This window comes from Desertivirga arenae, from assembly GCF_017355785.1.
Classification (GTDB): domain Bacteria; phylum Bacteroidota; class Bacteroidia; order Sphingobacteriales; family Sphingobacteriaceae; genus Desertivirga; species Desertivirga arenae.
The window spans coordinates 1-16,132 of the sequence record NZ_JAFEWE010000008.1 but is presented as its reverse complement, the minus strand read 5'-3'; the positions used below and the strand labels follow the sequence as shown (position 1 = coordinate 16,132).

14 protein-coding genes are annotated in these 16,132 nt (G+C 40.8%); 9 read left to right on the top strand and 5 right to left on the bottom strand.

Annotated features, from left to right (window positions below; all coding sequences use genetic code 11):
• Positions 1 to 4: 4 nt before the first annotated feature.
• From J4N24_RS15880 to J4N24_RS15860, 5 genes are all read right to left on the bottom strand, one after another.
• A complete protein-coding gene (locus tag J4N24_RS15880) occupies positions 5 to 559 on the bottom strand; it encodes a hypothetical protein (protein ID WP_207534693.1) in 555 nt (184 codons plus the stop codon).
• Between the two features lie 170 nt (positions 560 to 729).
• The gene (locus J4N24_RS15875) at positions 730 to 2,451 is read right to left on the bottom strand and encodes an alpha/beta fold hydrolase (protein ID WP_207534692.1); all 1,722 of its coding nucleotides are present in this window, start codon (positions 2,449 to 2,451) and stop codon (positions 730 to 732) included.
• A 140-nt stretch (positions 2,452 to 2,591) separates the two neighbouring features.
• Positions 2,592 to 3,140: a hypothetical protein gene (locus J4N24_RS15870; protein ID WP_207534691.1), complete on the bottom strand. Its 549-nt coding sequence runs from the start codon at positions 3,138 to 3,140 to the stop codon at positions 2,592 to 2,594.
• 176 nt (positions 3,141 to 3,316) lie between these two features.
• Positions 3,317 to 3,889 carry a hypothetical protein gene (locus tag J4N24_RS15865; RefSeq protein WP_207534690.1) on the bottom strand — a complete coding sequence of 191 codons (573 nt, stop codon included), beginning with the start codon at positions 3,887 to 3,889 and terminating at the stop codon, positions 3,317 to 3,319.
• A 76-nt stretch (positions 3,890 to 3,965) separates the two neighbouring features.
• Complete coding sequence (locus tag J4N24_RS15860; RefSeq protein WP_242691671.1) at positions 3,966 to 4,169, bottom strand: hypothetical protein; 204 nt, start codon at positions 4,167 to 4,169, stop codon at positions 3,966 to 3,968.
• Positions 4,170 to 4,647: 478 nt separating this feature from the next.
• Here J4N24_RS15860 and J4N24_RS15855 point away from each other — a divergent pair, with 478 nt between their 5' ends.
• From J4N24_RS15855 to J4N24_RS15815, 9 genes are all read left to right on the top strand, one after another.
• Positions 4,648 to 6,303 carry a sensor histidine kinase gene (locus tag J4N24_RS15855; protein ID WP_207534689.1) on the top strand — a complete coding sequence of 552 codons (1,656 nt, stop codon included), beginning with the start codon at positions 4,648 to 4,650 and terminating at the stop codon, positions 6,301 to 6,303.
• Positions 6,300 to 6,932 carry a response regulator gene (locus J4N24_RS15850; RefSeq protein WP_207534688.1) on the top strand — a complete coding sequence of 211 codons (633 nt, stop codon included), beginning with the start codon at positions 6,300 to 6,302 and terminating at the stop codon, positions 6,930 to 6,932. The genes J4N24_RS15855 and J4N24_RS15850 overlap by 4 nt, the downstream gene beginning before the upstream one ends.
• Positions 6,933 to 7,043: 111 nt before the next feature.
• Positions 7,044 to 7,367: a hypothetical protein gene (locus tag J4N24_RS15845; RefSeq protein WP_207534687.1), complete on the top strand. Its 324-nt coding sequence runs from the start codon at positions 7,044 to 7,046 to the stop codon at positions 7,365 to 7,367.
• A 254-nt stretch (positions 7,368 to 7,621) separates the two neighbouring features.
• Entirely contained in the window at positions 7,622 to 8,305 is a 684-nt protein-coding gene (locus tag J4N24_RS15840) for a response regulator transcription factor (RefSeq protein WP_207534686.1), read from the top strand.
• A gap of 4 nt (positions 8,306 to 8,309) precedes the next feature.
• Positions 8,310 to 9,686: a HAMP domain-containing sensor histidine kinase gene (locus J4N24_RS15835; protein WP_207534685.1), complete on the top strand. Its 1,377-nt coding sequence runs from the start codon at positions 8,310 to 8,312 to the stop codon at positions 9,684 to 9,686.
• 66 nt (positions 9,687 to 9,752) lie between these two features.
• The gene (locus J4N24_RS15830; protein WP_242691669.1) at positions 9,753 to 11,021 is read left to right on the top strand and encodes a TolC family protein; all 1,269 of its coding nucleotides are present in this window, start codon (positions 9,753 to 9,755) and stop codon (positions 11,019 to 11,021) included.
• A 6-nt stretch (positions 11,022 to 11,027) separates the two neighbouring features.
• Positions 11,028 to 12,125, top strand: a complete 1,098-nt coding sequence (locus J4N24_RS15825) for an efflux RND transporter periplasmic adaptor subunit (protein ID WP_207534684.1) — start codon at positions 11,028 to 11,030, stop codon at positions 12,123 to 12,125.
• An 18-nt stretch (positions 12,126 to 12,143) separates the two neighbouring features.
• The gene (locus J4N24_RS15820; RefSeq protein ID WP_207534683.1) at positions 12,144 to 15,272 is read left to right on the top strand and encodes an efflux RND transporter permease subunit; all 3,129 of its coding nucleotides are present in this window, start codon (positions 12,144 to 12,146) and stop codon (positions 15,270 to 15,272) included.
• Positions 15,273 to 15,413: 141 nt separating this feature from the next.
• The gene (locus J4N24_RS15815; protein ID WP_242691667.1) at positions 15,414 to 15,845 is read left to right on the top strand and encodes a hypothetical protein; all 432 of its coding nucleotides are present in this window, start codon (positions 15,414 to 15,416) and stop codon (positions 15,843 to 15,845) included.
• The last annotated feature ends 287 nt before the right edge of the window (positions 15,846 to 16,132 follow it).

Below are 16,132 nucleotides of genomic sequence, written 5' to 3'. Positions count from 1 at the left end.
AGAGCTAATTTTCTAAAAAGGTAAAGCCTCGCTCTTCATTGAATTCATCAAACATAATTTTTTCTAAAAGCCTTTCAATTTCAGCTGCATGATTTTCACTAATCTCCACAGCTGTCTCATAAATTCCCTCTGGTAAATTAGTTTCTGTGTTATAGTTTATAAAACTCAGTCGTCCAAAACTCTCGTCTTCAAATGTATCGGTAATACTGTACCGTAGTCCAAGTCTGTTGTAGTGAATTGTTGTAGGGTTAGTTCTAAAAAATCCGTAGTCGTAGTAATACGTTATCGTTTTTGAATTGAGAACAAGATATTCCTGACCGTAAAAATTCCATAAAAGATACTTGGATAAAAAGAACAGGAAAGCGCCTGGAACAAGAATGATAGGAATGGATGCCTTTCCCATTTCCCTAAAGTCTAAATAAATGACCAAATAGCAGAAGAGGACGAATCCTATGAATACTGTAATTCCCAAAAGAATTCTTCCTGCCAACTTAGACCTTACTCCAGCAGTTACATAAATATTTAAATAATCGGAATGAATGGTTGTTACATTTTTCATTTAGTTACGCAATAACATCCTGTGTTTATATTTTTAAAGCTAACAAATCTGCTTTCACGGCTACTGTTCGGCAAGTACACCTTCTCTCGACTATTCTAGTTTAATTCATTTAACTTCATAAACCTTTAAAAGAACTTTAACAGAACGCCCTGCCGGTGTGGCTTCTAAAGCTATTTTCCTAAGAAAAAGTCCATCACAAGATTATTAAAATCCTTAGGCTGTTTTTGAGGTGCATAATGATCAGCTCCCTTGATTATTTCCATCCTGGAGTCCTTTATTTTTTCATGAAGAAATAGCGTGTGATCTCTTTTTATAACATCATTCTCACCTGCTAAAATAAGTACTGGTACCCGAATGGTCGCAAGTTGTTTTGACGTTATATTTGGTTCTGTTAAAACCAGCTCGGCTAATCGTTTTTGGTGTATTGATTCTCGATCTGTTTTCTTACCATTTAGGCCCATCCGCTCCTCGAAAGTCTTAAGAACCTCCGCTTCAATAGCTTTATCTCCGGAAAAAGCATTGCTTCCCATTATTGCTAGTTTACCGACAGCCTTTGGATAATGGATTGCCATTTCCAACCCGGTGTTTCCCCCGTCACTCCACCCCAAAACGTTTACTTTTGTTAAATGCAAAGAATCAAGCAGCTGTTTCATGTCAGCTGCAAAGAGTTCATAGGTGTATTTTCCATCGAAACTATTTGTGCTGTTACCGTGTCCGCGTGTATCTACGGCAATTACCCGAAAGCTTTTTGAAAGTGGTCCAATCTGTTCATTAAAAGAACTTATTCCTTCGTTGTTTCCGTGCAGCAACAGAAGAGGCTCCCCTTTCCCATATATTTCATAATAAAGATCGGCATCTTTCAGCTTGATTCGACGGCCTACCGTGCTGTTATAACCATACAACATTTTTTTACCCAGTATTTTGCTTAATGATTTAAGAGCCGCATCGTTGTCGTCTGATTCTTCTTTTATATCTCCCTTTTTCAACACTGCAGCTTCGATACTCGCAATCAAATAAGAATTACTTACCTTTTCCCAGGCCGATGAGCTTTTTAACCTATAGAAGCTGGACCGTAACGGAGATGGATATGACGGGACATAAAATGCAGTATTACTAGTGTCACCCGTCTCAAGTTCACGATCTATTATTTCTATTCCAAGTGCTATCTCTTTAAATCCTTTTATACGAATTCTGTAAGGTCGAAGATCCACAGACTGAACATTAGGAACACCACCACGTCGAGGACCATTAACCTTAAAAATGACATTTTCTGTAAGGAGAGATTTATTAGGAATTCCATTTTCTACAGAATAGATGTTCATCCTGAAACTAATGTTTTTCTCTTCCCGGTTCATTACCTGAACCTTCAGTGTGTGCAGTAGTATATCATTATCTATTCTAATTATAGAGGCCTGTTCTCTTCCTTTTTCATCACTTGTTTTTGGAATACTTTTATAACCCCTTGGAGTAAGAATTATAGTTGCGGGACCTCTGCCGAACGTCTTAACCGGAGCTTTGGGTGCAGAAATTTTGACTGCTGCCAATTGATTAGATATGGGAGTCAAAAAAACATTGGCGGTATTGTGCTTTAACAACCCCCAGGTAGTTTTAAAAGTCTCGTAGCCGATACTCGAGAAAGAAACAGAATCAAGGTCTGATACCTCAGGATAGTTCTGCAGAAGTTCAAATTCACCCAGCGAGTCTGCTACTGTGCCAATAGCTTTGTTTTTTACCCCAACGGATACGAATGGAACCGGCTTTTTCGATTCTTTATCGACAACTACCCTCTGAAATTTTACAGCCTGTGAAAAAGATTGTGAAGTGCTTAAAATCAGTGATGATAGGGTAAAGATGATAAGAACTTTTCCGATTACATCTTGTAAGTTGAACATAGCGGGTTAAGGCAGTAAATGATTCTACAAGGGTACTAATTTTTCAGGAAAGCAATTTCCTTCTCACCCAAAGTTTTCTCCTGTCATTTCAGGTTTGATCGACTAAAAGGTAAACGAGCCATTTGATTACTTCCTGAAATTTATCCTGGTTCAACTGCATGTCCAAGGTCGATAAAAAACTGCCTCAACAAGTTGTATGTTTTGGCGTCCCCGTTTATATGGTTAAACCTATTTGTTTCCATGTATTGGCAACTCAAACAGATATTTAAAGTAGATACAATCTCGCCTGACTCGCTGTAAAAAGCTAAGGCGTCACGATATACTGGTGCACACATCCAGGCGGGAATGTCTTTAATTTCCGTCCTCATTATGTTTTTAAGTCTATTTATTTCAGGTGTGGATGCTGCAAACGTATGAGTCTTTATACTAGAGGGATGGAAATGACCTTTCTCGTTGACCAAATATTGAGTATAGCCAAAAAGCTCGTCCAGCTCTAAAAATCTACCTTCTTCAACTGTTGTAAGGTTATTATGCCGAACTTTTCTATTTTTCAACTTCTCATATTCTTTACGAATTAAATAGCTCCTTTCCAGAAACTTCGTTCCACGCTGAAATGAATAGACATTCACATAATCAAACTTTAAGCTATTGATATAAGTAATGGAGGATAAGTAGGTGTATTGTATCATTCCGTGAAGCATTCAGGTTAGGGAGTGTTATTTTCTTTTTTATTAATGTAGTTTTCTCAGAGTCAACATGGTACGGGTGCCCCGTTTTTCTAGCTTATATTTAAAATGAAGAGTTAGCAAAAAGCAATCGAAGTCCGAACTTTTTGAAATCCCCTATTTCTCGCATTGTTTCTGAATTAGAGCCCCTTGGGTGCTGTAATCCCCCATTTTCTTAAAGTGTCAATAGCCTCGCTCCTCGCGTGACTAGTCGTCAAGTTGCCCACCATTAATTCAAATTCTAATTTAGCCGTGTTAAAATCATATATGAGAAAGACAGATGTCTTACCTTTTTTAAATAAATCTCTTTCTTCCCGTATTTGATCGTCTTCAACTTGTAAAAGCTTAAAAGAATGAAGGCTCCGCTTCATTGGGTCACTCTCGAAGTATAAGCTTGTATAGTCCTCCTGATGTCCATAGAAATAACGCTTCCAGAAGGATGAGGAATCATATTTATCTATCCAAGTCTCTGGAACTGACACAAGACCTAATTCTTCCCGCTTTTGATTAAATTTAAATCCGTAATCGTCCTTTGAGTGCTGAATATTTTCAAACACATTTGAAGCTACCTTTATCAATAATAGTATGATGAGCACCCTAATATAAGAAGTTGCATCTTTAAATCCTTTCGGATCTCTTTTATAGTCCTTCCTGTAGGCAAAAAAATAAAAGATCACGAATAACGCGATAAATCCAAAGATTAGTAGGTTCATTGCCATAATTACACATTACTTACGATAACAATAGCATTTGGGAATTGAACTCAGCCTGGGATATCCAACCATCACGTTAGCCCATGGTAATTTCCATCCAGTCATTGTAAGTCATTTCAAACTTGATCTCATTTTTACCATGAGTAGCAACTTCTTTCCAACCTGCTTTGCTATAGAATCTTTCTGTTCTTGTATTAAAGGCCGTTCCTAACCAAACCTTTTCTTTTTTCTGGGTAAACTCGTGGCAATCTCGATTTGTTACTAATTCAGGATTCGACAAGGCGTTTTATATCACAGAGCTTCTTACTATTTGAATTTGTTTAATATCTTCAATTTTAGCTTCTCTTATGGTCATAACCTAAGTTCTTTCTATATTTTCGTAATGCTCTGCCAAGAGATTGTTTAATCCTAAAATAGTTGACTAACACATTAGCGTAAAACCTAAAAAGGAATCAATAGTGTTATTGTTCAGGTCGCTTGCCAGGTATTAAGACAGATGCAAATTACCAGAAAAAACGACATGTTCCAATTTCCTTCGGGATCTTTCGAAGCAGACCTCATAAGGATTAACGCAATAGTAGATACGCGCGGTAGATTTATAGTCCAATTGCTACATTTGCCTGAACATATGCTGCTCTTAGGGCTAAATGATGTAATTTTTAAAGCTCGTGAACAAGTACCCTGCATTCACCGAATTCATAAATGAATACCTGAACTGTAATAGGTTTTATAAGACACGATAAACAGATAAGATACTAATGAACATCAAAACGCTAATACTACTTATAATCAACACTTTGATCGTTCTTGTGATCGGTTTATTGTCTTTCTTGTTTTACGAACAGTTTTCAAACGTTTTGAATGATCGTATTTTAATGCAATTGAATTCGATTGAAACGCTCGAAAATATCCAGATAGAAAACCTTATAAATACAAAATGGAGAAGCTTTGCCTCATCCACTATATACCGTGAAAACATAGACCGTACCACTTTTGCGCTTCCAGATAGTATCAAAGCCATCGATGGAATCCATGATCTTACTCCCTATCATAAGGAAAAGAAAGCAACAATAGGTTTTATTCTGAATACAAAAAAAGGCAGGAAAATTGAAGTGATAGACTACCGGGATATCCAAAATATTCTTCTCGAGCGGACAGGTATGGGCGAGAGTGGAGAAACTTATCTTGTCGGCAAAGACCTGCGAATGCGTTCAGAATCCCGCTTCTTCCCAGATAAAAAACCCTATGACATTTTTGTAAAAACCGAGGGTGTTATAAGCGCATTGAAGGGAGTAAATGGAAGAGGCATCTTTGAGGATTACAGAGGTATACCGGTTTATAGTGTGTACAGCCTCATAAAAATTTCAAACCTTAATTTGGTCATTCTCTCTGAAATTGATGTAAGGGAGGTTACGAAGCCTTTAGAAAAATTGAAGATGAGGCTTACCATGCTGACTTTCGCTATTTTCTTAGTTGCTGTTACCCTATCACTTTTCCTGACGCGCATTATTGTTGATCCAATAAAGAATATGCGAAACAGCCTGAGAATAATGGCTAAAGGCGACTATGACCAGACCATTGAATATAAAAGACGTTCAAATGAAATAAAAGAGATGTTCGATGCGCTCTCGAGCCTGAAAGCTTCCTTAAAGGGTGCGGTAAAATTTTCTGAGGCAATCGGAAATATGGATCTTAATACGGATTATAAACCTAATAGTGATAATGATGTCCTGGGGAAAAGTCTTCTAACGATGAGAAATAAGCTTATCGATTTTAAAAACCAGGAAGACAATACCAGAACACTGGCGAAACGACTGTTGGTGAACGGTTTGGAAAATGAAAGGCGCCGGCTCTCCAGAGAACTTCACGATGGTTTAGGTCCTTATTTAACTTCGTTGAAGTACTATATTGAAAATAACGTCGAAAATCAGTTGAAGAAAACTGAAATGAAAAAAATAGTGGATGAAACCATCTCTGAGATCAGATCGATGTCGAACGCATTAATGCCGGCTTCCATAGATGATTTTGGAATTGGCGTCACACTAACAAATTACATTGAAAACCTAAGCAGATCAACCAGTATAGACATTGAATTTGAAGATCTTACCAAGCAAGAAAATTCAAATATTACTGATCATCAGGCGATCAACCTGTTTAGAATAACACAGGAGCTGCTAAACAACTCAATAAAACATTCTAAAGCGAAAAACATCAGAATTACACTTTCAGAATTTGATGAATTTATTTCACTTTTCTATTTTGATGATGGTTCGGGTTTTGATATTAGCACTGTCAAACTCGGCTCGGGAATTACTAACATTAAAGAACGCGTTGATATCTGCAATGGTAAAATTACGATAGATGCTTTGCCAGGAAATACAACTTTCGAAATTGAAGTACGTGTTGAATTATGAATGAAATTAAATTGATAGTCGCCGACGACCATGAGCTTTTCAGAAACGGACTGGTAGAGTTACTAAAAAAGCATGAAGACATTAAAATTGTTAAAAGTGTTGGGGATGGGTTTGAGTTTCTGGACGTAATAAATCAGGGGTTTGAGGCGGATATCGTTTTGCTTGATCTTACGATGCCTAAGATGGACGGCTTCGAGGTTTTAAAGAAACTAAAAAACCTGGACGCTGAAATAAAGCCTATCATAATCTCTATGCATAGTGCGGGTAACTATATCGCCAAATGTGCCAGAATGGGGGCTTATGGTTACCTTTTAAAGAACACAGACGAATCTGAACTCATCTTTGCGATCAGAACTGTTCACAAAGGGAAGAAGTATTTTAGCTCTGAAATTTCTGAGAAAATGATAAACTTCATGTCAGCCCAAAGCGTCAGCGAGAATGTACTATCGAAGAAAGAGTCGGAGGTTCTGGGACTAATTTCACAGGGATTAACTACAAAAGAAATTGCTGCTAAATTATTTGTGAGTTCAAGAACTATTGAAACCCATCGCACTAATATCCTTAAAAAATTGGAGGTAAAAAACACAGCCGAGCTTATCAAAAAAGCCACTGAACTCAACTTGATCTGACAAAGCAGGTCAAACCCTATCCGTATTAATACGGATAAAAATAGCGTACATTCACATAATACTGAAGGCCCCCTATCGACAGTAAATTTGAAGAAACAAATAAGAAACTTCATGAAAAAAGCGATAGTAATTTTAGGGTTGTTTGTCGTTTCATTTGGTGCAATGGCACAACAAAAAAGCGAAGTAAAACAAAGTGATCTTAAAGGTCCTGAATATAAAAACTATAAGCACTGGATGCATAAAGTTGCGCCAACAAAAGTAACTTCAGCAACCACTGTAGAAACAGTTCAAGGACCTGAATACAAGAATCGTCAGGCAGGAAGAGATGTTTCCAAAGGGGAACAAACTTTAGTGACCACTGGAAATAACGAGCAGCAGAAATTAAAAGGTCCTGCATACAAAAACTTCAATCATCATACCGGACGGCCAAATTAAGGACTCCTTTTTTAACCGAGATTGTTCAAACACATACTTCCGTAGAGCTAGCTAGTACTCTACGGATTTTTTATTTACAAGGCATTCCAGCCCTTTTAAACAAACTCCTATCTATTCATCGGGGGCATACAGAATAAGCAATAAAACACGAGTTTCCGGCTTCGAATAATTAAAGTGAGATCCATTAGCTCTTCAGGAATCAATTATCCTGCTTTTTTTACCGCTTCAGTTTTCCCTTCCTATTATCTTTGTGAATGTTTACTATCGGAATTGCGGAAGACGACCCGCAGATAGCTCAGCTCATTAAATTCGGTTTAGAAGAACACCAGTATAAAGTTGTTTCTGTTCCGGATGGAGATAGTGCCCTGGCAATTTTCCTTGCTAATGATTTTGATCTGGTCATTCTCGATGTATTAATGCCCGGCAAAAGCGGACTGGAAGTCTGTTCTGCTGTTCGTGCTCAGAAACCCTCTCTTCCAATACTCCTGCTCACCGCCCTTGGCACACTTGACGATAAGATAACCGGATTTGACTCTGGGGCAGACGACTACCTTGTCAAACCATTTCACTTCAAAGAATTGCTGGTGAGGATACAGGCTCTTCTCAGGAGATCAGGTTTAGAGCAATTGCCCGGCCAGGAATTGAACATCCTCCGCTATGAGGACTTAAGCCTTAACACAGAAAGCAAAGAAGTACAACGGGCGGGAAAAGCAATTTCCCTTACAGCAAGAGAACTTTCCTTGCTCGAACTCTTCTTACGTAATCCCAAACGACTGCTCACACGGCAGTACATTGCTGAACAAGCCTGGGATATTAATTTTGATACTGGCACCAATGTAATTGATGTTTATGTCAACTTCCTGAGGAATAAAATTGAAAAAGGTTTCGATCGGAAACTCATCCACACTAAAATCAATATGGGGTATATTTTGAAATAATAGGATGAAGATAAAAGACCGCCTTGCAATATACTTCACACTGTCTACCTCCCTGGTACTAACCCTGATGTTAACTGCCGTGTACTTCATATTTCTAAAGTTTATGGAGGCCGACTTCTTTGCACGACTTACCGACCGTACCATGGTAACCGCAAAGCTTTATCTGGAAGCGGATGAACTATCCAGCCGCTCGCTTGATAAAATACGTAACCGCTACCTGGAAAAGCTTAACAGCGAGGTGATCAGGATCTACAATTCACGGAACAACGCAACTTTTATAGGCGACGAGGGGCAATATTGGAGTAGTGAAACCATTAACCGGGTTAGAAAAGAAGGTAGGTTGCAATACAACGATGGCCAGCGTCAAACCGTAGGCATCCTTTACAAAGACAATCAGGGCGATTTCGTTATTCTCGTGTCGGCAATCGATAAAAGCACTCTTTATCGTGTTGAAAAACTGAGGAATATTATGCTAATTACTTTTGTAATTATCTTTATTGGTTTACTGCTGTCAGGGCGCTGGATAGCCAGAAGAATACTATCACCACTCAATCAGTTTATTTCAGAGGTCCAGCAGATCACCTCCAGAAATCTGCACCTTCGGGTTAAGGAGGGTAATAACAGGGACGAAATTACCATACTGGCTCAAAGCTTTAATCAACTGATGGAACATCTTGAACAAGCCTTTGTACTTCAGCGGACTTTCGTTGCCAATGCGTCCCATGAGTTACGCACTCCTGTAACTAGTATTATGATTGGAACGGAAATTAGTTTGTCGAAGGAACGACAAAGCGAGGATTACCGCAAAGCATTAGCTCAGGTCCTGGAAGATGCAAGTAAAATGGAAGCTGTAATTAACGGACTGGTAAACCTTGCGCAAGCTGACCTTGAGTTTGGATCCTATAAATTGCAACCGGTCCGCATAGACGAATTGCTATGGGATCTAAGTGAAGAAAGAACGAGAAAGTTAACCGGCAATCCTAATGGGCGCTTACTTATAGAAATGCCTGAGTTACCTGATCAGCAGGACGAACTATTGGTACTTGCCAATGCCACCCTGCTGATGATCGCTATTGGCAATATGATTGCAAATGCCTTTAAATTTTCAGATTACCAGGACGTGAACTGTACGCTGGTGGTTGGCCAGGACAAGATCTACATCGAGATAAAGGATCAGGGAATTGGGATACCAGAAGAAATTCGCCCAAAGATATTCAAGCCATTTTTTAGCTCATCCATGAATGATAAGCACAAAGGCAGCGGGATGGGTTTATACATGACCTATAAGATAATTACACTATTCGGAGGTGATATTCAGTTAGATACCCGTTCAAAAAAAGGCTGCACATTCTATATATCGCTCCCTAAGCTATCATCATAAACCTTTTAATCCCGTTTTAATTTCGCTTTAATTCGCCTTTAATTCCGCGCCAATAGTTTTGGCGTGATGAAAAAATACTGGATCCTATTTAGTTTCGTATCCATGGCCTTAGTGTTGAACGCAAGGGCCCAGGACACGTTAAAACTGAACTTACGGCAGGCTGAACAACTGTTTATAGCAGGAAACCACCGTCTTATTGCAGGGCAATTTGAGATAGACCAGGCAAAAGCCGAGGTGATCACTGCCAAACTATTCGATAATCCCGAGATAAGTCACGAGAACTTGTTCTACAACCACGAAACCAGGAAGTTCCTGGAAACCTCGTATGTTACCGGCCAATACAATACCTCCGTATCCCAGTTAATACGCCTGGCCAGAAAACGTAGTAAGAACATCGAGTTGGCCCGGGAAGGAGTAAAACTCTCCTCCTACGGCTACTTCGATCTGATGCGAAATCTGCGATTTGAACTGCGAAGCACTTTTTACAAGGCCTACTATCACCAGCAGTCTGCTAACTTGTACCAGGTACAAGTTAAGGCACTGGAACAATTATTACGTGCCTCTGAGCTACAGCTCGGGCAAGGCAATATTGCACAAAAAGAGGTCATACGAATTAAATCCCTCTTGTATGGCCTCAAATCCGAGTACACATCCCTGCTTAATGAACAGGAGGACCTGCAGGCAGAGCTTAAAATGCTTATTAATGCTGCCCCTTCGGCTGTACTTAGTTTAAGTCTCCCCCAGGATCAAGTGGATGCTTACAAGCCTGAGGATCTGAAATATGCGGCATTATTAGATTCTGCGAGGGCGAACCGGGCCGACCTGCTCCTTGCAAAGACCCAGATCGCTTATGCGGAAAAGAATTTAATCCTCGAGAAGGCGAATGCAATACCAGATATATCATTATCCTTCAGTTATGACTTGAAGGGTAGTTATCCCGATCACTACACCGGTATCGGGATAACTGTTCCCATTCCGCTGTTTAACCGTAATCAGGGCGAAATTAAAAAGGCCAGGATTGCGGTTGAAGCGGGAAACAATGCCCTCGCCCAGACCGAGCTGCAGTTACAAACCGAAATATTTAACAGCTATCAAACTGCCCGCAGGACGGAAAAGACCTACCAGGAAATCGATAAAGACTTTGGAGAAAACTTTCAAACGCTGATGGAACAGGTTTCCCGACACTTCAGCAGCAGAAATATCAGTCTCATAGAATTCCTCAACTTCTATGAGGCCTATAAAGACAACGTATTGCAATTGAATAATCTGAAATACGAGCGTCTCAATGCGCGGGAACAATTGAATTATGTAACAGGAAGTAACCTTTTTAAATAAATAAACATGCATACCACACTTAAAAGACGTCTCATATTTGGATCAGCAGCGCTTTTTCTGCTACTTCAGGCATGTACGGATCAAAAAGATATCCCTGTAGAAGAAAAATTTGTAGTTACCGACTCTCTGCTAAATAAGCTGCTGGTTGACACGGTTCAGGATGCAAATACTACAGCAGAATTAAATTTTTCAGCAAGGATAGCCGCTAATGAAGACCGGCAGGCAAAAGTTTTTCCGATGGTGGGTGGCACAGTGCGCGCTGTACCGGTAAGGCTTGGCGACCGTGTAAAAGCCGGACAAGTACTTGCAGTGATGGGTAGCGGAGAAATGGCAGGCTTTGATAAAGAAATGATCAGTGCAGCTGCCGAACTTAGAAATGCAGAAAGGGCCGTACGCCAAACTGAAGAATTATATAAAAGCGAGCTTTCTTCGGCCCGGGAACTTGAAGAAGCGAAGAATGACCTTGCTATCAAAAGGGCTGAATACAAACGCGCTTCCGCAGTAATGAAGTTGAACGGTGGTAACCACAGTGGAAAATATCAGCTCTCGTCGCCTATATCGGGTTTTGTAATTGAGAAAAATGTGACTCCTAATATGCAGGTTAGGCCGGATAATGATATGGGCCTTTTCGCCATAGCCGATCTGTCTAATGTTTGGGCCATGATCAATGTCTACGAATCAGACATTGCCAGGATCTCCCAGGGAGACGAGGTAAATCTTTCTTTGTTGAGCTATCCCCAACGGGTTTTCAAAGGTAAAATAGATAAGATCGACAACTTGTTGGATAACGACAGCAAAGTGGTTAACGCAAGAGTTAGCATTTCCAATCCCGACTTCCTTCTAAAACCAGGCATGATGGCTACTGTAAAGGTGCGGGGAAAAGCAGACTCCCAGCTGCCATGGGTAAAATCGAGGGGTGTTATTTTCGATGAGAACAAATACTACGTCCTGGTGGTCAACCAGGCTAGAAAAGTAAGGATCCAGGAGATTGAAATAGGCCGCCGTAGCGGTGATAACGTTTATATAAGTAAGGGTCTCAACGCTGGAGACCGGATAATAGCCTCTAAGCAAGTTTTTCTGTACGAAAGCTTGAAAAACCAGTAAATTTCTAATCTATAGCTGATGAACAAGTTCATTAAGAACATAATAGGCTTTGCTTTAAAGAACAAGTACTTCATCTTTTTCGCAACCTTTATACTGATACTCGCCGGATACCTAAGCTTCAAGCATACCACGATCGAAGCATTTCCGGATGTAACGAATACAAATATTACGATAATCACCCAATGGCCTGGGCGAAGCGCAGAAGAGGTAGAAAAATTTGTTAGCCGCCCTCTTGAAATTGCCATGAATCCTACCGAAAAGCGAACAAGTATCCGCTCTTCGTCACTCTTTGGCTTGTCAATCGTTAAAGTCACCTTTGAAGACGATGCCGACTATGCCTTCGCGCGGGTACAGGTGAATAATCATATAGAGCAGGCTGACCTGCCCGATGGAGTACAACCAGAAATTCAGCCCCCTTATGGTCCAACAGGTGAGATCTTCAGATACACCTTAAGCAGCGATACAAAATCTATTCGCGAACTGAAGACCTTACAGGATTGGGTAATTCAACGCGAGCTTCTTTCCGTTCCCGGAATAGCAGATGTTGTTAGCTTTGGAGGTGAAGTAAAAACTTACCAGATCACCGTTGATCCAACAAAAGCTATTCAGTACGGTATCAGTGCTACAGAGTTGTACGATGCTGTCTCTAAAAGTAATATCAATGTAGGGGGCGATGTAATTGTGCAGAGTGGCCAAGCCTATGTAGTAAGAGGCATAGGGATATTAAACAACATCGACGAGATAAGAAATGTGGTGGTAGATAACTTCAACGGCACGCCGGTGTATGTAAAAACCGTTGCAGAGGTTACAGAATCTGCCCTTCCCCGCCTGGGGCAAGTGGGGCGCGATCATGATCCTGACGTTGTAGAGGGTATTGTGGTAATGCGTAAGGGCCAGAATCCGAGCGAGGTGATCGCCAAACTCAAGGAAAAGATCTCAGATATCAATCAAAACATACTTCCCAACGATGTGAAGATCAAGCCTTTTTACGACCGTGAAGACCTGGTAAACTACGCTACCCACACCGTAATGGGTAATATGCTCGAGGGAATAATCTTTGTAACGGTGATCGTTTTCCTGTTCATGGCCGATTGGCGCACCACACTCATTGTTTCGATCATAATTCCCCTAGCGCTGCTGTTCGCTTTCATCTGCCTTAAATTGAAAGGCATGTCGGCAAATCTACTGTCTATGGGAGCCATTGACTTCGGAATTATTATCGACGGCGCCGTAGTGATGGTTGAGGGAATTTTTGTGGCGCTCGACGAAAAGGCCCATAAAGTGGGGATGGATAAATTTAATAAGATCAGCAAGCTTGGGCTCATTAAGAAGGCCTCGCTCGAAAATGGCAAAGGGATATTCTTCGCTAAATTGATCATTATCACCGGGCTCATGCCCATATTTACGTTTGAAAAAGTAGAGGGAAAAATGTTCTCTCCCCTGGCCTGGACCTTAAGCTTTGCCTTGTTAGGAGCCCTGCTACTCACATTCACGCTGGTGCCGGCCATGGCAAGCATGCTGCTCAAAAAGAACGTACGCGAGAAGCATAACTTGTTCTTAGATTTCGTCACCAAATATACCATTCGCTTGTACGAGGTCTGCTTCAAGTTCAGAAAATGGGCTTTTGGAATCTCCATGATTGTATTGGTAGCCGGCTTATTCAGTTTCAAGTTCCTGGGATCGGAATTCTTGCCCACCCTGGATGAAGGCTCTATTTATGTACGCGCCACTGGCCCTCTGAGCACTTCTCTTGAAGAAACCAGGAAGCTATCTGGCGAAATGCGTAAGATCTTCCTGAGCTTTGAAGAAGTAAGGCAGGTGATGTCTCAAACCGGCCGTCCTAATGATGGGACGGATGCGACAGGCTTTTACAACATGGAATTTCACGTAGACATCTATTCAAAAAAAGAATGGAAACGTGAACAAACCAAAGAACAACTCATCCAAAGGATGCAGGAGAAGTTAAGCAAATTCCCCGGTGTAAGCCTCAATTTCTCCCAACCCATTTCAGACAACGTTGAAGAAGCAGTCTCAGGCGTAAAAGGCTCCATTGTAGTAAAACTGTTCGGAGAGGATTTCCGTTTTATCGAACAGGAGGAAGAAAAGATTGAGAAGATCCTCAAAACTGTTGATGGAATTGAAGACCTCGGAATCTTAAGGAACCTCGGCCAGCCGGAACTCCAGATCAATCTCGATCAGAAGAAAATGGCTTTATACGGTGTGAGTACCGCCGATGCCAATGCAGTGATTGAAATGGCCATTGGAGGAAAAGCTGCTACGCAGATCTATGAGGGAGAGCGTAAGTTTGATCTGGTTATCCGTTATCCTGAGGATTTCCGTAAAGATGAAACTTCCATTGCGGAGCTGCGCATTCCCACCCTCTCAGGTTCCAAAGTGCCTTTGGGTGAAATTGCCACTATACAGAAGATCGTAGGCCCAAGTATGATCTATCGCGATAAGCACCAGCGATACGGCGCAATTAAGTTCTCCATACGTGGGAGAGATATGGGTAGTGTGATCAACGAAGCCCAGGAAAAGGTGAACGCTCAGATTAAACTGCCGAAAGATTACAAACTCGAATGGGCAGGAGATTTTGAAAACCAGCAACGCGCCACGCAACGCCTTTCACAGGCAGTTCCGGTAAGCTTGCTGTTAATCTTTTTCATCCTTTTCGTATTGTTTGGTAATATAAAAGATTCGCTATTAGTGCTCAACAATGTTCCCTTTGCTATGATCGGAGGTATTCTTGCCTTGCTGATCACAGGAGTCAACTTTAATATCTCTGCAGGTATTGGCTTTATCGCATTGTTCGGGATATGTGTTCAAAATGGCGTTATCCTGATCACACGTTTCAAAACAAATATCGCAGAGTTAAAGCACAGGCCAGACTGGAACTTCACCGATGCGATTAAGGATGGTGTAGCAAGCAGGATGAGGCCAGTGCTTATGACAGCACTAATGGCCGCAATAGGATTGCTTCCCGCCGCACTCTCTTCCGGAATTGGATCTGAAGCGTCAAAACCTCTCGCCATTGTGGTGATTGGGGGCCTTATCACCAACACCTTATTCAATCTGTTGGTCTACCCGATCGTAGTGTATTGGGCCTATAAGAAAAAGGCAGCACACCTTAAACATCAGGTATCGTAATTAGGTCTAGCCAGCCAGGTTGTCTTTTTCATACTACCCATGGTTTTGATTTTGTTTAAACCAAAGCCACGAGTTCCCGTTAGGAAATAGTGGTTGGCAAAAATAACAGCCAACCACATTACATCTCGCTTAATTGAATTTATGAAAAACAAAACTCTATCTTTTACTTCCTTAATGGCGGTAATACTGTATTGTTCCCTGGTATTATCTGCTTGTTCAAAAAAGGTGACATTTAATCCTTCCTCCATTGTCCCGGCGGCACAAGGCTATGCGAAGATCAAAAAGGATGAAAATAAAAATTACGCTATATCTATAAGCATTTCGAATTTGGCAAGTCCTGAGAAGTTACAGCCACCCAGAAATGTATACGTAGTCTGGATAGACACAGAGAATAATAGAACCAAAAACATTGGACAGCTTAGAAGTTCTTCGGGCTTTTTCACAAGTGCCCTTAGCGGTGAATTAACCACCGTAACTCCTTACAAGCCGACACGTGTTTTTATCACTGCAGAAGAACGTGCAACCATTGACCGGCCCAACATGGGTGCAGTACTGGTGACTAAGAAATTTTAAGAAAGCTTTTGCAATAAGAACAAACCGGCTTCATTCAATTGAAGCCGGTTTGTTTGCATATAACCTAAACAAAGCTTATCTTTTCGAAGCGATTAATAGTGTTTCATTTATCTTAGCCTTGCAGATGCATGGAAGCCTTTCTTGAAAAGTGATCGGATCTTGACTCGTCCTGTATAAACTTAACATCGTTACGAACAAGTATTAATCACTAAATTTAAGTTACGATGTCAAAAGAAATCAAGGGTAAGAAGTTCGGTAGGCTTTATTTAGAGTCTTACAAGAAAACG